The organism is Variovorax glacialis (assembly GCF_051216375.1).
GTDB lineage: Bacteria > Pseudomonadota > Gammaproteobacteria > Burkholderiales > Burkholderiaceae_C > Variovorax.
Genome location: NZ_JBPJZT010000013.1, coordinates 73,898 through 90,144, shown reverse-complemented (window position 1 = coordinate 90,144; position 16,247 = coordinate 73,898). Strand labels below are relative to the sequence as shown.

13 protein-coding genes are annotated in these 16,247 nt (G+C 65.3%); 7 read left to right on the top strand and 6 right to left on the bottom strand.

Annotated elements, in window-relative coordinates; translation table 11 throughout:
• Positions 1-61: 61 nt before the first annotated feature.
• Together ssb and ACSFBL_RS26985 are read left to right on the top strand one after the other, a co-directional pair.
• Positions 62-562 (top strand): single-stranded DNA-binding protein, encoded by a 501-nt coding sequence (ssb, locus tag ACSFBL_RS26990; RefSeq protein WP_435518897.1) that lies wholly within the window; start codon positions 62-64, stop codon positions 560-562.
• Positions 563-836: 274 nt separating this feature from the next.
• Positions 837-1,559 (top strand): response regulator, encoded by a 723-nt coding sequence (locus tag ACSFBL_RS26985; protein WP_435518896.1) that lies wholly within the window; start codon positions 837-839, stop codon positions 1,557-1,559.
• On the opposite strand, the gene ACSFBL_RS26980 is transcribed toward ACSFBL_RS26985, so the two are convergent.
• The 3 genes from ACSFBL_RS26980 to ACSFBL_RS26970 form a co-directional block, all read right to left on the bottom strand.
• Positions 1,529-4,078 carry an ATP-binding protein gene (locus ACSFBL_RS26980; protein ID WP_435518895.1) on the bottom strand — a complete coding sequence of 850 codons (2,550 nt, stop codon included), beginning with the start codon at positions 4,076-4,078 and terminating at the stop codon, positions 1,529-1,531. The two genes, ACSFBL_RS26985 and ACSFBL_RS26980, sit on opposite strands and share 31 nt — an antisense overlap.
• A gap of 119 nt (positions 4,079-4,197) precedes the next feature.
• Positions 4,198-6,024, bottom strand: a complete 1,827-nt coding sequence (locus ACSFBL_RS26975) for an SLC13 family permease (protein WP_435518894.1) — start codon at positions 6,022-6,024, stop codon at positions 4,198-4,200.
• A gap of 105 nt (positions 6,025-6,129) precedes the next feature.
• Positions 6,130-6,585: a glycine zipper 2TM domain-containing protein gene (locus tag ACSFBL_RS26970; protein WP_435518893.1), complete on the bottom strand. Its 456-nt coding sequence runs from the start codon at positions 6,583-6,585 to the stop codon at positions 6,130-6,132.
• 284 nt (positions 6,586-6,869) lie between these two features.
• Between ACSFBL_RS26970 and ACSFBL_RS26965 the strand changes: the two genes are divergently transcribed.
• From ACSFBL_RS26965 to ACSFBL_RS26955, 3 genes are read left to right on the top strand one after another with little or no spacing between them, the layout of a single operon-like run.
• Positions 6,870-8,300, top strand: coding sequence for a basic amino acid/polyamine antiporter (locus ACSFBL_RS26965; protein ID WP_435518892.1), 1,431 nt, complete (start codon positions 6,870-6,872; stop codon positions 8,298-8,300).
• 50 nt (positions 8,301-8,350) lie between these two features.
• Positions 8,351-8,578, top strand: a complete 228-nt coding sequence (locus tag ACSFBL_RS26960) for a LapA family protein (RefSeq protein ID WP_435518891.1) — start codon at positions 8,351-8,353, stop codon at positions 8,576-8,578.
• A gap of 48 nt (positions 8,579-8,626) precedes the next feature.
• Positions 8,627-9,004, top strand: coding sequence for an SHOCT domain-containing protein (locus ACSFBL_RS26955; protein ID WP_435518890.1), 378 nt, complete (start codon positions 8,627-8,629; stop codon positions 9,002-9,004).
• Positions 9,005-9,023: 19 nt separating this feature from the next.
• Here ACSFBL_RS26955 and ACSFBL_RS26950 read toward each other — a convergent pair whose 3' ends face one another.
• The gene (locus ACSFBL_RS26950) at positions 9,024-10,589 is read right to left on the bottom strand and encodes a phospholipase D family protein (protein WP_435518889.1); all 1,566 of its coding nucleotides are present in this window, start codon (positions 10,587-10,589) and stop codon (positions 9,024-9,026) included.
• A gap of 75 nt (positions 10,590-10,664) precedes the next feature.
• Here ACSFBL_RS26950 and ACSFBL_RS26945 point away from each other — a divergent pair, with 75 nt between their 5' ends.
• Positions 10,665-11,672 carry an LLM class flavin-dependent oxidoreductase gene (locus ACSFBL_RS26945; protein ID WP_435518888.1) on the top strand — a complete coding sequence of 336 codons (1,008 nt, stop codon included), beginning with the start codon at positions 10,665-10,667 and terminating at the stop codon, positions 11,670-11,672.
• Here ACSFBL_RS26945 and ACSFBL_RS26940 read toward each other — a convergent pair.
• Both ACSFBL_RS26940 and ACSFBL_RS26935 read right to left on the bottom strand, forming a co-directional pair.
• Complete coding sequence (locus ACSFBL_RS26940) at positions 11,575-13,200, bottom strand: WS/DGAT/MGAT family O-acyltransferase (protein WP_435518887.1); 1,626 nt, start codon at positions 13,198-13,200, stop codon at positions 11,575-11,577. The two genes, ACSFBL_RS26945 and ACSFBL_RS26940, sit on opposite strands and share 98 nt — an antisense overlap.
• Entirely contained in the window at positions 13,197-14,918 is a 1,722-nt protein-coding gene (locus ACSFBL_RS26935; protein ID WP_435518886.1) for a long-chain-fatty-acid--CoA ligase, read from the bottom strand. Before ACSFBL_RS26935 ends, ACSFBL_RS26940 begins: the two co-directional genes overlap by 4 nt.
• Positions 14,919-15,037: 119 nt before the next feature.
• On the opposite strand from ACSFBL_RS26935, the gene mnmA reads away from it, so the two are divergent.
• Positions 15,038-16,177 carry a tRNA 2-thiouridine(34) synthase MnmA gene (gene mnmA, locus ACSFBL_RS26930; protein WP_435518885.1) on the top strand — a complete coding sequence of 380 codons (1,140 nt, stop codon included), beginning with the start codon at positions 15,038-15,040 and terminating at the stop codon, positions 16,175-16,177.
• The last annotated feature ends 70 nt before the right edge of the window (positions 16,178-16,247 follow it).

Here is a 16,247-nt window from a genome sequence, read left to right as displayed (position 1 = left end):
AGGTAGACTTGTTGGTTCAATCCTCGTTCTTGGACTTCTGGAAATCTCAGGGGCAGCGCATATGGCATCGGTCAACAAAGTCATCCTCGTCGGCAATCTTGGACGCGATCCGGAAACACGCACTTTCCCGAGCGGCGACCAGGTGTGCAACGCGACGCTGGCCACCACCGACAAGTGGAAGGACAAGCAGAGCGGCGAAATGCGCGAGGCCACCGAGTGGCACCGCCTCGTGTTCAATGGCCGGCTCGCCGAAATCGCCGCGCAATACCTGCGCAAGGGCTCGCAGATCTACGTCGAAGGCCAGATCCGCACACGGAAGTACACCGACAAGGACGGCGTCGAGAAGTACGCGACCGACATCCGCGTCGACCAGATGCAGATGCTCGGCAGCCGCCAGGGCCAGGGCGCGCCCTCGGGCGAGGATGACGGTGGCTACTCGCAAGGCGGCGGCTATTCGCGTCCGCCCGCGGCAGCGCCCCGCGCGACTGCGCCGGCAGCGCGCCAGGCACCGGCCAAGTCGTCGTCGGGCTTCGACGACATGGACGACGACATTCCCTTCTGACCGGCGCAATCGCGATCAAGTAGCGCGACGGAGCGGGCGCGCCGCGCATTGGTGCGCATCCCGAAATGTCTTCGGCTCGGAGCGCGCGACCAACTTTTCTCCCTTGCCCGCGGCCATGTCCGAAGGCGTTGCGCCCTTCCCTTTGGCTGGTAGGATATGTGCTTTTCCACAGTAGATGAAGGCATTCATCTGCCCGATGCCAAGGCAAATCCATCCTTTCTGAATCCCGCTACGATTGGCCGGACCACGTTCGGCGTCACGCATCTTCGCCTGCGTGAGCGAAGCGCATCTCCGTCAATTCGAGCGCTCGGCCCTCGTTTTTCAAGCCCCACTTCCAAGAGACAGTTCGATTTCCGTGACCTTGCGTATTGCCATTGCCGATGACCATCCCCTGATTCGCAGTGGGGTTCGCATGTTGCTCAAGGAAAGAAGCGACATCGCGGTGGTCGCCGAAGCCGACTCGACGGATTCGTTGTTGGATGTACTGAGGCAAGTGCCGCTTGACCTGCTGGTCACGGATTTCTCGATGCCGGGCGGGCGCGTGGCCGACGGGCTCAGCCTGCTTCTTCGTCTTCGACGTGACTTCCCGCAACTGCCGATCGTGGTCCTCACGATGATGGCCAACGTGGGCGTCCACGGCAGCATCCTGGAAGCGGGCATCCGCGGCCTGGTCGACAAGTCCTCCGATATCACGGAAACCGTCCTTGCCATCGATGCCGTTGCCAGCGGCCGCGACTACGTCAGCGCCTCGTTCCGAAGGGGCCTTTTTCAGAATCCGCAGAAGATCAACGGCGACATCGCCGCCTCCTTGTCGACGCGTGAAGTCGAGGTGCTTCGGCTCTTTGCGTCCGGTTTGACCGTATCCGGCATTTCCGAAAGGCTGTCGCGCAGCGTCAAGACTGTCAGCACTCAGAAAACCGTGGCCATGTTGAAGCTCGGGTTGAGAAGCGACTACGACATCTACGTCTACTCGCGTGAGCACGGGCTGAATTGCTGATTTGCGGCGTCCTCGTACGCGTGCGTCGCACGCGTGAGGGCCGATTCGAGGTCTGTCCGCGCTGCCGCAATGATCGCTTCGTCGATCTCTTCGAGTCGTTCCACCGCTTGCAGTGAGGCGACGGCCTCCGTTTCATCGAGTTGGCGGCAGCCTGAGCGCAAGCGGTGCGCCAACTGCTGCAGAGTGCTCAGGTCGCCTGCCAGTGTCGCGCGATCAAAGGCTTGAAGATCCTTTGACGTAGCGACCGCGAAGGTCCGGAGCAATTCAGCAATGTCGGGGGCATTTCCCCTGCAAAGTCTGGCGAGCGTCGAATAGCCGAGGACTGGCCCGGATGTGACGGCTTGCGAGGCTTCAAACGTCACCGATGCGGCGTCGGCCACGGGGCGTTCAAGTTGCAGAATCTCGATCAACGCGTCACGCAGATCACGAATCTGCAAGGGCTTCGGCAGGTAGGCATCCATTCCGAGCGCGATGCAGCGTTCGGCATCGCCCTCCAGCGCATTCGCGGTCAAGGCGATGATCGGCAATCGCGGCAGGGCAAGCCTTGCTTCGTGATTGCGCAAGCGCCTGGTGAGCTCATAGCCATCGAGCCGTGGCATGCGGCAGTCCGTCAGCAGCATCGCGTATCGCGCATCCGGTGACATCAGCCTCTCCCACGCATCCTCGCCATCCTCCGCACAATCGCACGCAAAGCCGAGCTTGGCGAGTTGACGCGTGATGACTTCGCGGTTGACCGGATGATCTTCCGCAAGCAGAAGCCGCGTTCCTCGCGCAACGGGGACGATTTCTCCCTGGGCAACGTCATCGGGGGGACCGGCTTCCTCCGCAGGATCGGTGTCCACCTCACAAGGGTGCAGCGGCAGCGTGACGGTGAAGCGACTCCCGCGACCCGCTTCGCTTTCGCATTCGACCCTGCCCTGCATCAGGTCGACCAGTTGCTTCACGATGGTCAGGCCCAGCCCTGTGCCGCCATAGCGGCGCGTGGTCGAGATGTCTGCCTGCGTGAACGCGTCGAAAAGCGTGCCCATGGCCTCCGGGGCGATGCCGATGCCGGTGTCTTCGACGGTCAGCTCCAGCAGTCCGCCCGGGCGCTTGCGGGCCTCGACCTTCACGAAGCCGCGCTCGGTGAACTTGACGGCGTTGCCGACGAGGTTCATCAGCACCTGCCGCAGGCGCACCGGGTCGCCGATGATGTGCGCCGGCAAGCGGGCATCGACGCTGAAGCTCAGGCTGGCGGACTTGCGCAACATCTCCGCGGTGAAGTTCGCACAGACGTCCTCGATGAGGGCCGTGAGCCGCAGCGGCCGGTTCTCGATGTCGAGCTTGCGCGCACGGATCTTCGAATAGTCGAGCAGGTCGTTGATGATCGTGAGCAGTTCCATCGACGATTCCCGACAACGCTCCAGCATCGTGCGCTGCGCCTCGGCAAGATGACCGTCGAGCACCAGCTCGATCATCCCCAGCATGCCGTTCAGGGGCGTGCGGACCTCGTGGCTCATCATCGCAAGGAATCCGCGCTTGGCTTCCACGGCCGAACGGGCTTCCTCGGCCTTTGCGGCCAGATCCCTCCTGGCCGCCGCCAGTTCCAGTTCACGTGTGCGGCGTTCGGTGATGTCACGGTTGACGCCGACCACGTAGACCTTGCCCGCGCGCAAGCGGTCCGGCGATGCGAACCCTTCGACCCATCGCTCCGCGCCCGCGTCGTCGACGACGCGAAACTCGACCGCAGCCATCTGCCGCCGCGAACGCGAGGTCGCCATGCGGCCCTTGATGGCGTCGACGTCCTCAGGGTGGACCCTGGCAAACACGGAAGACAGGTCGTGCGCGCCGTCGGCCAGCCCCAGGATCTTCCGGGCGCGCGGGTCGGCATGGACTTCGCCGGTGGTGACGTTCCATTCCCAGGTGCCCATGCGCGCGCCCTCCAGCGCCATGTCGAGCCGCGCGTTGGCTTCTTGGAGCCGATGCTGCAGCAGCTTCTGCTCCGTCACGTCGATCGTGACCCCGACCAGCCCATGCAGCTTTCCCCGGCGGTCGTAGACCGGTCGTTTGCGCGACTGGATGTGCCTTGGCACGCCGTCGATCAGGATGTCCTCGTCGTAGGTGCGGGACTCGCCCGAAGACAGGAGTTCCCTGTCCTGCGCGCGAAAGCGATCGAAGAGATCCGGTCCGAAGAGTTCGCTGTCGTCCTTGCCGATCGCCGCGTCCATGTCGACGCGGAACATGCGTTCGAATTCGGCGTTGATGGACTGGTAGCGGAAGTGCCGATCCTTGAAGAACAGGATGTGGGGCACCGCGTCGAGGATCGCGTAGAGCTTGTCCTCGCGGCGGTGGAATCGCCGGGTGCGCACGACCTCTGCCATCCCCAGGCTCGTGATGCCGAGCGCTGCGAGCACAGCGCACATCCAACGCGGATCCATCGCGGGCGACAGGCCGGAGAGACAGGCCGCCGAAGTGAGAAGGCAGGCCGACAGCAGGATGAAGGTGCGCTCGTTCAGGGCGCGGAAGATGGCGGCAATCACGTCGAGTCGCTTGCACTCAGGCGAACGAGGCTTGCGCGGTGCGGTTCAGGTCAGGCAGCGGCCGATCGTACGCATCGCGTGATTCGCGAATATCGGAATCCTCCGAAAGACAAATCCGATCAGGCCCTGAATGGCAGCAGCCACGGGACCAGCAGGACACTCACCAGCATGACCAGCACGACGAGCGGCACGCCGATGCGCACGAAGTCCATGAAGCTGTAGTCGCCAGGGCCCACCACCAGCGTGTTGACGGGCGAAGACACCGGCGTCATGAAGGCGGCCGAGGCAGCCAGCGCCACGGTCATCGCGAAGGGATAGGGCGACGCCTGCAAGTGCTTGGCGACGGCGAGGGCCACCGGGGCCATCAGCACTGCGGTGGCGGTGTTCGAGATGAACATCCCCAGCACGGACGTCACTACGAAGATAGCGGCCAGCACCGCACGGGGACTGGCCTCGCCGATAAGCGCCAGCAGCATCTGCGCGGCCAGGTCGACACCGCCGGTGCGCTGCAGCGCGAGCGAGAACGGCAGCATGCCGACGATGAGCAGCAGGCTCTGCCAGTAGATCGATCGGTACGCGGTCGAAAGATCCATGCAGCCGAACAATCCCATCAGCAGGCAGCCGATCAGTGCGGCCTGGACGTTGGGCAGCACGCCGGTGACCATCAGGGTCACGACGAGCGCGAGCGAAAACAGTGCGAAAGGTGCCCGGGCAGCCGCCGGCGCGATCTCGTCGAACTCGGCGGGCAGGTTGAAGATCACGAGGTCCATGTCCGACTTGAGCTTGCGGATGGCCTTCCAGATGCCGACCACGAGCAGGGTGTCGCCGGCCTTCAGGCGCTCGGGCAGCACCCCGTGCTCCACCGGCTCCGTGCCACGCTTCAGGCCGATCACGGAAACATCATGGATGGCGCGCAGGCGTGATTCGGTCACTGTCTTCCCGATCAGGCCCGATCCCGGCGGGATCATCACCTCGGCCATGCCGATGTCCTGCACGTGATCGGAAAAGTAGGCGCCGGCCAGGGGAACGCGCTCCATCCCGAGCCGACGGCTGAGATCGTCGATGTCGGCGGCCGGGTTGGAGACGTCGACGAACAGCACGTCGCCCGCCTCGATCCGGATGTTCGGAGGCAGCAGGTTCCGGGTGAAGCGGTCGCTGCGCTCGATCGCGAGCAGGTTGACGCCGGGCACGTCCTCCAGCTCGAGTTCGTCGAGCATCCGGCCCGCCACGGGAGAGAGAGGCGTCACCCGGAAACGATGTTCGCGGCCGGCCAATGCGTATTCCTCGATCCAGTGCCCGAGGCCGGTTCGCCGGCTGGGCGGAATTGCGGGGCCCAGCGGTCCAGCCAGCCAGCGGCGCGTGAGCAGCATGTAGACGATGGCGACTACGAGCAGTGGCACGCCGAAGGGCGTGAAGCTGAAGAAATGAAAGCCCTCGAAACCTTCCCGCACGAGTTCGCCATGGATCAACAGGTTCGGCGTCGTCGCCACCAGCGTCATCGTGCCGCTGATCAGTGCAGCGACGCTGAGCGGCATCATCAGCCGCCGCGCCGCGATCCCGGTGTTGCTGGCGATGCGCAGCACGATGGGCACGAAGATCGCGACTACCGCCGTCGAGCTCATCACGGACCCGACGCCCGCCACGATCACCATCAGCAAGGCGATGAGCCGTGTCTCGTTCGGCCCTGCGCGCACGACCAGCAGGTCGCCCAGCCGTCGCGCCACGCCGGTCCGTACGAGGCCCTGGCCGATCACGAAGAGCATCGCGATCAACACGACGTTGGGATCCGCAAAGCCTGCCAGCACTTCCTGCATGCTGACCACGCCCGTGAAGGGCAACGCAGCCATCATGATGAGCGCGACCACGTCGGTGCGCGGCCGGTTGATCGCGAACATCGTGACCGCGCTCGCGAGAAGCGCCAGGACCATCCCGAGCTGGTAGGTCATCGCGCGAGCCGCCCGATCATGATGGTGCCGGTGACGAGGCCTTGTCGTCGTTCTTGCCGTCCTTCATGACGGCATCGCGCCTCGTCGTACGCCGGCGCGATCAGTTCATTGCGCCTGCGGCATGACGCGCGCGGCGTCGCCCCTGCCTTCGACGTAGACGCGCTGGCCGACGCGGAGCCCCGGCGTCGCAGGCTGCGTCACTTCGACCAGGACGCCGCTGGTCGTGCGAACGAAGATCTGCTGGCCGGCGATGGGCTGGTCATACCTTCTCGCGACCTCGGCACCGCCGAGCGTGCCGCCGATGGCGCCGACGACCATCGCCACGTCGCGCCCGGTGCCGCCGCCGATCAGGCTTCCGACGCCCACGCCGGCAAGGCCGCCCAGCACGGCGCCGACACCCGTGTGTTGCGAGGATTGAATCTGCGTCGGCGAGATCTGCTCGATCACGCCCTGTCGCACCGCCATCGAATCGGACTGCGAGCCCGGTGCCGCGCACGCCGCCAGCAGCAGCGCGAGTGCGAAGGCCGCGAAACGCGAGAGACGTTGTGTTGTCGTTGTCATGGATCGATCTCCTTCGTCAGGGGAAAGCATGATGACATTGGTCACCGGCATCGCGACTGCCCGAACGTGCAATCGCCATTGCCCTTTGGGGCAGCATCATCCACGCAGCCGGACGAAAAGACCAGAGGCGCAGTGGCGTTGCGCAGCCTCTCACCCGACCTATGCAGACTTGACAAAGACCCGAGCGCCAATGATGCTAGTTCGCACCTGTCATGGGGCAGCCTGTGTGTGAACAGACATCGAGAACCGGACCTCCGACGCCAAGATTGGATCCCTGACCCGGCATGACCACCCCCCAGGACCAGCAACTCTCGCGCGGCGCGCTCACGGCGCTGGTTGTCGGATCGATGATCGGTTCGGGCATCTTTGCCGTTCCATCGGCCTTCGCGCGATCGACCGGCGGGCTCGGTGCCCTGGTCGCATGGGCCATCGCCGGGACCGGGATGCTGATGCTCGCGTTCGTGTTCCAGACGCTGGCCCGCCGACGGCCCGATCTCGACACCGGCATCTATGCCTATGCCAAGGAGGGCTTCGGCAACTACCTCGGCTTCGCTTCGGCGGTGGGCTACTGGATCGGTTGCTGTCTCGCCGATGTCGCGTGCCTGGTGCTCATCAAGGCGACGCTGGGCCAGTTCTTCCCGGTCTTCGGCGACGGCACGACCGCCGTGGCCATCCTCACCGCGTCGATCGTGCTGTGGGGCGTGCATGTCCTGATCCTGCGCGGCGTGAAGGAAGCCGCGGCACTGAACACCATCGCGACCGTCGCCAAGCTCGTCCCGATCGCCGTCTTCATCTTCGTCGCGATCGCCGGCTTCAAGGCCGACATCTTTGCGCTGAACTTCTGGGGCGGCGAGGAGCGAACGCTGGCGAGCCTGTCCGGCCAGGTGCGCGACACGATGCTGGTCACGGTGTTCGTGTTCGTGGGGATCGAAGGCGCCAGCGTCTATTCGCGCTATGCGAAGAAGCGCGAGGATGTCGGCATTGCGACGGTGCTCGGCTTCCTCGGCGTTCTGTGCCTGCTGGTGATGGTGACGATGCTCTGCTATGGCGTGATGCTGCGTCCCGATCTGGCGTCGCTTCCCACGCCCGCAATGGCCGGCGTGATGGCGTCCATCGTCGGCCCCTGGGGCCTGGTCTTCGTGAGCATCGGATTGCTCATCTCGATTCTCGGCAACTACCTGTCGTGGTCGCTGCTCGCCGCCGAGGTGCTGAATTCGGCAGCCAAGAACAAGACGATGCCGAGCTTCCTCGCGGGGGAGAACAGCAACGGCACGCCTGCCGCGGCACTGTGGCTGACCAACATCGTCATCCAGGCCTTCCTGCTCGTGACCTGGTTCGCCGAGTACGCCTTCACGCTGGCGCTCAAGATGACCAGTTCGATGACGCTCATTCCCTATCTGCTCGTTGCGGCATATGGCCTCAAGCTCGCGTGGACCGGCGAAACCTACAAGCCTGGGGAGCCGGGGCGTTCGGCCGACAGGGTGCAGGGGGCGATCGCCGTCGTCTATGCCGCGGGCATGCTGTATGCCGGTGGCGCGAAGTACCTCCTGTTTTCCGCAGTCCTCTATGCGCCCGGAACCTTCCTCTACGTTCTCGCCAGGCGCGAGCAGAAGCAGCAACTCTTCACCTTCCCCGAGATGATCTTCTTCGCCGTGTTCGCCATCGCGGCGGTCGTCGCGGTCTACGCGCTCGCGACGGGTTTGCTCACCGTGTAGCCGATGGTCGATGCCTGTACGCCACCCCTTGTTCGTTCTGGAGGAAACCCATGCACCGCTATGTCTACATCGTCCTGATCGCGATCTTTGCCGGCATCGTGATCCTGTTCAAGTTCCAGAACCTGGAGACGGCGACCGTGTCGCTGTTCTCGATGAGCGTCACGCTGCCGATCTCGGTGCTGGTGTTCCTCGTCTACGTACTCGGCATGTTCACGGGCGGCTTCGTCCTGGGACTGCTGCGCTCCTGGACCAACAAGGCGACGGCGCGACCGCGCTGACACGGCCCTTGCCGCTTTTCAAACCCGATAACTACGAGAGGAAGTGAAATGAGCAATTTCTGGGATCTGATTCTGTTGATGCTGTCGACCTTCGTGTTGATCGCCTACCTGCTGATCCTCTTTCAGATCGTCGTCGACCTGTTCCGGGATTCGGAGCTGGGCGGCGGGTCCAAGGTGTTGTGGCTCATCGGCCTGATCTTCCTGCCGGGGCTGACCGCCATCGTCTACATCGTCGCGCGCGGCAGGGGCATGGCCGAGCGGCAGCGCGCGAGCATGCAGCGCGCCAAATCCGACACCGATGCGTACATCCGCGAAGTGGCGGGCAAGTCGCCCGCGGAGCAGATTGCGGACGCCAAGGCGCTGCTGGACGCGGGCACGATCAACCAGGACGAATTTGCAAGACTGAAGGCCAAGGCCCTGGCCTGAATCCGCCGCGGAACGGCTCTCAGAGCAGGTCTTCGGGCACCAGCGGGTTCAGCAGGAGCCGCTGAAGCGCGTTCAATGGCGACACGCCGGGCTCCACTTCAAGCGCATGGTCGTCGTCCTCATTGGGCGGTGTCCACGAGAGCGCGCCGCCTTCGGGCTCCAGCCTCACGCGGTAGGCCCCGGCCTTCATGGCCTCGACGATGCGCAGCGCCTGTTTCGCCAGTGCGGGGCTGTCCACGGCAACGCCCAGTTCGGTGTTCCTGCGCGCCGAGCGGGGATCGAAGTTGAGCGAGCCCAGCAGCACGACGTCTTCGTCGATGACGGCCAGCTTCGCGTGCAGGCGGCCGCGCGAAGAGCCGCCACCGAAGACCGGCTTGCTGTCCTTCGACGTCGGTGATGTGCTCGCACTGACTTCGTACAGTTCGACACCCGTCTTCACGATGGCGGGTCGATAGCGCGCATAGCCGAAATAGACGAAGGCCGAATCGGTGGCAGGCAGCGAATTGGTCACGAGCACCATGCGCACGCCCTTGCGCTCCAGGCTCTGCAGGACGCCCATGCCGATCCGGGTCGGGACGAAATACGGCGATGTCACCACCAGGTCCGAGCGGGTCCCGAGCAACTGGCTCATCGCGCCCGTCATCAGGCTGGTGGCCTCCACTTCCTCGGGTGTCTCGATGCGCTTGGAGGGGAGGTCTGCCACCGCATAGGCCAGGCCCGGCAACAGTGTCAGCCGGTTCGCATCGAGTTCCGTGCTGACGGGCTCCTGGTCGAGCAGGTCCTTCTCGGGGAGGTCGAGCACTATGCGCGCGCCCGGCGGCGGAAGTCGTTGAAGCAACAGCGGATAGGCACTGCGGTCGCGGGAACCCGAAAAGTAGCTCACCGGAAAGGACTCGTCGCTGTTCCAGTAGCGATCGAAAAGCATCGCCAGTTGCGGCACCACGCGGCCGGCCGCAACCGCGTCGAGGTCGATGAAGTTCGCGACCGGGTTGCGCGCGAAATACGCGTCGGCGATGTTGCGTCCGCCGACCATGGCCAGGGCACCATCGGCGATGAGCAGCTTGTTGTGCATGCGATGGTCGAGCCGGGGAAGATCGCCTAGCGAAGTCGCGATGCGCCCCGCCAGGCTGCCTCGGGCGCAGCAGAACGGATTGAACAGGCGGATCTCCATGTTCGGCACGCCGGAGAGGGCGTGCAGCAGGTCTTCCGCACCTGCGGTGTTCAGGTCGTCCAGCAGCAGGCGCACGCGCACGCCCCGCTCGGCCGCGTCCTTCAGCGCGCCGAAGATCGCGCGACCCGAGTCGTCGTTGTCCCAGATGTAGTACTGCAGGTCCAGCGTGCGCGTGGCGCGCTGGATCAATGCCAGCCGGGCGTCGAGCGCATACGATCCCTGCGGCAGCAGCCGGAAGCCCGACTGGGCGCCGGCCGGCAACTGTGCCGCCGCAAGCCGCGCGAGGGGGCTCTGGTCGGGCGATGCCGGGAGGCCATAGGAGGCGGTCCGCTGGACGTCGGCCGGAAGTGAGCCGCAACCGACCAGCGCAAGCAGCAGCAGGGCTGCGAGGAACCTGAACGCACGCAATGTCATGTGCCAAGACTACCCGTTGCCGGGCGAATATCCCTTCGTGACTTGAAGCGATGGGATCCGGGCCAAGATAGCGGCATGACACCGTTTTCGATCCTCGATCTTTCCCCTATCACCGAAGGTGGCGACGCCGCGCAGTCGTTCCGCAACTCGCTCAGCCTGGCGCAGCATGGCGAGAAGCTCGGCTACCGCCGCTACTGGTTGGCAGAGCACCACGGCATGCCCGGCATCGCGAGTGCGGCGACCGCCGTGCTGCTGGCCTACATCGGCGCGGGCACGTCGACCATTCGCATCGGCGCCGGCGGCGTGATGCTGCCCAATCATTCGCCGCTGGTCATCGCCGAGCAGTTCGGCACGCTCGAATCGCTCTACCCGGGCCGCGTCGACCTCGGGCTCGGCCGCGCCCCCGGATCCGACCAGCGCACCGCGCAGGCGCTCCGGCGCGACCTGCAATCCGATGCCGACCGGTTCCCGCAGGACGTGATCGAGCTGATGGACTTCATGTCCAAGGAACCCCGGCAGCCGGTGCGGGCCGTGCCGGGAATGGGGCTCGAGGTGCCGGTGTGGATCCTCGGTTCGAGCACCTTCGGCGCGCAGCTCGCGGCCCATCTGGGCTTGCCCTATGCCTTTGCGTCGCACTTCGCACCGCAGCAACTGATGCAGGCGATCCGCATCTACCGCGAGACCTTCAAGCCATCCGCGCAGCTTGCGAAGCCCTACGTGATGCTCGGCTTCAACGTGTTCGCGGCCGAGACGGATCAGGAGGCGGAGTTCCGCGCGACCTCCTGGCAGCAGGCCTTCGTCAACCTGCGCAGCGGACGGCCTGGACGGCTGCCGCCGCCGGTCGAGGGTTATCGCCAGCGTGTGGGTCCGGCGGAGAACGCCCTGCTCGATTCGGTGCTGTCCTGTTCGGCTGTGGGGTCGCGCGCCACGGTCAAGGCCAGGCTGCAGGAATTTATAGACCAGACGGGCGCCGATGAGCTGATGATTACCTCGCAGGTCTTCGACCATCAGGCGCGCCTGCGCTCTTACGAGATCGTGGCGGAGCTGACTTCGATGGTGCGGCCCTCTTCGGCGTCTTCTTAGCCGCGGGCTTGCGCTTGGCCGCCGGCTTCGAAGGTGCCGCTGCCGGCACTGCGGCGGCCTTGGGCGGCGCAGCCTTCGCCTTCTCCTCGGCCGGCTTCGGCTGCGTCTCAGCCTCGCGTTGCAGCACCAGCGACAGCAGCTTCTTGTGCTCCGCGACGACATAGTCGGCCAGGTCTGCCACATCGGGCACGGCGCGCCGGCACGCGGTCAGGCCGAACTCCAATGAGCCGTTGTAGCTCTGCACCGTCATGTTGAGTGCGAGCCCGTGCCCCGGGATCGACACCGGGAAGTAGGTCGCCAGCTTCGCGCCCGCGAAGTACAGCGGGAACGAAGGCCCCGGCACGTTGGAGATCGCCACATTGGCGATGGGCGGCAGCTTGTCGGCGAGGCCAGAGCGTCCATAGAGCGACGCCAGTCCCGACACGATCGTCGGCATACCGAGCGACGGAAAGTCCATCGGTATCGCCGCCTTCACATTGCCGGTGAGCTTCTTTCCTTCGCTCGACGATTCGTGGATCGCAGCCAGTCTCTCGAGCGGGTCCGAGATGTCGGTGGCCAGGCTCACCAGCATCGTCGACACCTGGTTGTTGAGATCGGTGTTGCCTTCGCTGCGCAACGAGACGGGCACCGCCGCGACTAGCGGCTTGTCGGGCTTGCAGCCATAGTCCGCCAGGTAGCGCCTGAGCGCACCTGCGCAGATCGCCAGCACCACGTCGTTGAGACTGGTGTCGGTGGCCTTCGACATCCGCTTGATCTCGGCCAGCGGCACCGACCGGCCCGCGAACGAACGCTGGTTGGTGATCGACACGTTCAGCGGCGTCTTCGGCGCGGTCTTCAGGCCCTTGGGCAACTCGAAGCTTCGCTTGCCGGTCGCTTCGGACACCGGCATCAGGACGCTCGTGATGGCCTTCGCCGTGGTCGGGATCGACTGGATGAGCTTCACGTACTGCTGCACGGTGTTGGTGAGCGCCGCACTCGCCAGCTCGGCCATGCCGAGCTGGGCCGAATCGCGCCGGCGCGTGGGCCGCGGCGTCTTGACCACCGAGGGCGTCTCCGAAATGTCGAACAGCGCCTTGGCCACGGCGACGCCTGCCTGTCCGTCGATCGCGGCGTGGTGCATCTTGCTGTACAGCGCCACCTGGCCCGTCTGGAGGCCTTCGATGATGTAGATCTCCCACAAGGGCCGGCTGCGGTCGAGCAGCGTCGAATGCAGGCGGCCGACGAGTCGCTCCAGCTGCGCGATCGTGCCCGGCCTCGGCATGATCACGTGGCGGATGTGATGGTCGAGGTCCAGGTCGTCGTCGTCCACCCAGACCGGGTTCGCCAGGTCGAAGGGCATCATCGTCAGCTTGCGCACGAACACCGACGCGAGGTGCAGCCGGCCGCTGAGGTACTTCTTGGCGTCCTCGGCGAAGTCGCCCTCGTAGTCCGCCGGGAGGTCGAGCAGCTGCAGGCTGCCGACGTGCATCGGCGACTCGGGTGTTTCGAGGTGCAGGAACGACGCGTCCATGCCGCTGAGGTGAATCATGGGGCGCTCCTTGCGGGAGCCGCCTGGCTCCGCTTGCGTTCTTCCTCGTCGACCAGGTCCTTCTTCGACAGCTTGCCCACGGCCGTCTTGGGAAGCTCGTCGCGGATCTCGATCGCGCCCACCATCTCGTGCTTGCCGAGGCGGTCCTTCAGGAACAGCTTGAGCGCGTCGAGCGTCAAGCCGGTCGCGCCCTGCTTGAGCTTGATGAAGGCCTTGGGCGACTGGCCGCGGTATTCGTCGGGAATGCCGATGACGCACACCTCGGCGATGTCCGGATGCTCGTACATCGCTTCCTCCAGCACGCGCGGATAGACGTTGTAGCCGCCGCACAGCAGCATGTCCTTGGTGCGGTCGACGATGTAGAAGAAGCCGTCGGCATCCATCTTCGCCACGTCGCCGCTCTTGAAGTAGCCGTCGGGCGTCATCGACGCCGCGGTGGCCGCCTCGTTGTTCCAATAGCCCTTCATGACGTTGGGGCCCTTGATGCACAGCTCGCCCGGTTCGCCGATGGCGGCCTCCTTCGCGGGATCGTCCAGACTCACAAGCTTGATGTGGATGCCGGGCAGCGGCATGCCGCAGGAGCCGTCCTTGCGAATGCCACGCGCGGGCGTAAAGGTGCCGGTCGGCGAGGTCTCGGTCATGCCCCAGCCTTCGTTGAGGTGGCAGCCGGTGAGCTCGAAGAAGCGGTGCTCCACTTCCACCGGCAGGGGCGCGCCGCCGGAGCCGCAGAATTTCAGCGATCGCAGGTCGGTCTCATGGGCCTTCGGATGGTTGATGATCGCCGTGAACATCGTCGGCACGCCGGGAAACACGGTGATCTTCTTGGCCGCGAGGTCCTTCATCACCGCATCGAGGTCGAAGCGCGTGTGGAGCACGAGCAATGCGCCCAGTCGTATGCCGAGCATCATGTTCACGCTGAGCGCATAGATGTGGAACAGCGGCAGCACGGCCAGCACGCGCTCCACGCCGTGGTCCAGGATCGGCGGATCGCCGCCGGTCGATTCGAGGTACTGCGCACAGGCCGACGACAGGTTGGTATGCGTGAGCATGGCGCCCTTCGGCAGGCCGGTGGTGCCGCCGGTGTACTGGAGCACGACGATCTCGTCGTCGACCGATCGCACCACGTGCGGCTCGTAGCGGCCATCGTTCTCCAGGAGCTGCGTGAAGGACATGTGCCCCGCCGCCAGCTGGCCCGCGCCCTGCAGATGCGCCCGGACCGCCTCGCGCGCGGCACCGTAGTCCGTGAGGCTGCCGACGATCAGCTTCTTCAGGCGCGAATTGCCGATCAGGCGCGCCATCTGCGGATAGAGCGCGGCGAGGTCCAGCGTCACGAGGAAGTCGGTCCGGCTGTCCTCGATCTTGTGGGCGAGCACCCGCTCGGCGTCCAGTGGCGAATAGTTCACCACCGTGCCACCGGCCTTCAGGATCGCGAAGAACGAAATGGGGTAGTGCGGCGTATTCGGCAGGTACAGCCCGACGTGCACGCCGGGCCCGACGCCCAGTGCCCGCAGGCCCGTGGCCGCATGGTCCACGGCCTCGCCGAATTCGCGGTAGCTGAGGACCTGGCCCATGAACTCGATGGCGGGCCGGTCGGGCCATTGCGCCACGGCTTCGTCGAGGATCTGCTGCACCGGTCGGGTCGGGAGCTCGGCATCCCAGCGCATGCCGCTCGGATAGGACTTCGTCCAGGGCGTGGCGCTGGAGGAGGAGGGGGCCATGGTTGTCTCCGGTTGGGCAGTCCATTGTGAAAGCCCCCAGGCGACGCGGACGCCCCGGCCTCTCGGTGATTTCCCGGATGCGGGCAACGGCTTGCAGGTGCTGGGACAATCCGCTCCCTATGAAAAAGCAGCGCATCGTGGTGGGCCTGAGCGGCGGGGTGGATTCCGCGGTCACGGCGCATCTGCTGAAGGAGCAAGGCCACGAAGTGGTCGGCATCTTCATGAAGAACTGGGAGGATGATGACGACAGCGAGTACTGTTCGTCGAACATCGACTTCATCGACGCGGCCAGCGTGGCCGACGTGCTGGGCATCGAGATTGAGCACGTCAACTTCGCGGCGGACTACAAGGACCGTGTGTTCGCGGAGTTCCTGCGCGAGTACCAGGCCGGGCGCACGCCCAATCCCGATGTGCTGTGCAACGCCGAGATCAAGTTCAAGGCCTTCCTCGACCATGCCATGCGGCTGGGTGCGGAGAAGATCGCCACGGGCCACTACGCCCGCGTCCGCCGGAACGACGCAACGGGCCGGCACGAATTGCTCAAGGGCCTCGACCCGGCCAAGGACCAGAGCTATTTCCTGCACCGGCTGAACCAGCAGCAGCTGTCGAAGACGCTGTTTCCGGTCGGCGAACTGCACAAGACCGAAGTGCGCCGCATCGCTGACGAGATCGGCCTGCCCAACGCGAAGAAGAAGGACTCGACCGGCATCTGCTTCATCGGTGAAAGGCCGTTCCGCGAGTTTCTCAATCGCTACATCTCGAAGGAACCGGGCCCCATCCGCGACGAGCGCGGCCGCCAGATCGGCGAGCACCAGGGGCTGAGCTTCTACACGCTCGGTCAGCGCCAGGGGCTGGGCATCGGCGGCATCAAGGCCAAGGGTGCGCAGCGCGGCGCAGGGGACCATTCGCCGTGGTTCGTGGCGCGCAAGGACGTGGAAAGCAATACGCTGTGGGTGGTGCAGGGCCATGACCATCCGTGGCTGCTGTCACCGGCGCTCGAAGCGGACGACGCCAGCTGGGTCGCGGGCGAGGCGCCGGTGGCCGGGGCTTATGGGGCCAAGTCGCGGTATCGGCAGGCGGATGCGGCCTGCGATCTTCTCGATGGCGCCAACGGTGCCTTCCGTCTGGATTTCGCGGAGCCTCAATGGGCTGTGACACCCGGACAGTCGGCGGTGCTCTATGACGGCGAGGTCTGCCTTGGCGGTGGAGTCATCCTGAACTCGCCCCCAAGCTCCGCGCACTTCGTGTCGCTTCGCTAACCCCCTGCCGGGGGCAACACTGGCAGCCCGGCAAAGCCGGTTCCGCGGTGTCCTGAGCTCGCCCCCAGGC

Coding starts and splice junctions, on each gene's coding strand:
- ACSFBL_RS26970 (WP_435518893.1), bottom strand. CDS start 6,585: ATGACAACGACAACACAACGTCTCTCGCGTTTCGCGGCCTTCGCACTC.
- ACSFBL_RS26935 (WP_435518886.1), bottom strand. CDS start 14,918: ATGGCCCCCTCCTCCTCCAGCGCCACGCCCTGGACGAAGTCCTATCCG.
- ACSFBL_RS26960 (WP_435518891.1), top strand. CDS start 8,351: ATGCACCGCTATGTCTACATCGTCCTGATCGCGATCTTTGCCGGCATC.
- ACSFBL_RS26940 (WP_435518887.1), bottom strand. CDS start 13,200: ATGATTCACCTCAGCGGCATGGACGCGTCGTTCCTGCACCTCGAAACA.
- ACSFBL_RS26965 (WP_435518892.1), top strand. CDS start 6,870: ATGACCACCCCCCAGGACCAGCAACTCTCGCGCGGCGCGCTCACGGCG.
- ACSFBL_RS26945 (WP_435518888.1), top strand. CDS start 10,665: ATGACACCGTTTTCGATCCTCGATCTTTCCCCTATCACCGAAGGTGGC.
- ACSFBL_RS26955 (WP_435518890.1), top strand. CDS start 8,627: ATGAGCAATTTCTGGGATCTGATTCTGTTGATGCTGTCGACCTTCGTG.
- ACSFBL_RS26975 (WP_435518894.1), bottom strand. CDS start 6,024: ATGACCTACCAGCTCGGGATGGTCCTGGCGCTTCTCGCGAGCGCGGTC.
- ssb (WP_435518897.1), top strand. CDS start 62: ATGGCATCGGTCAACAAAGTCATCCTCGTCGGCAATCTTGGACGCGAT.
- ACSFBL_RS26950 (WP_435518889.1), bottom strand. CDS start 10,589: ATGACATTGCGTGCGTTCAGGTTCCTCGCAGCCCTGCTGCTGCTTGCG.
- mnmA (WP_435518885.1), top strand. CDS start 15,038: ATGAAAAAGCAGCGCATCGTGGTGGGCCTGAGCGGCGGGGTGGATTCC.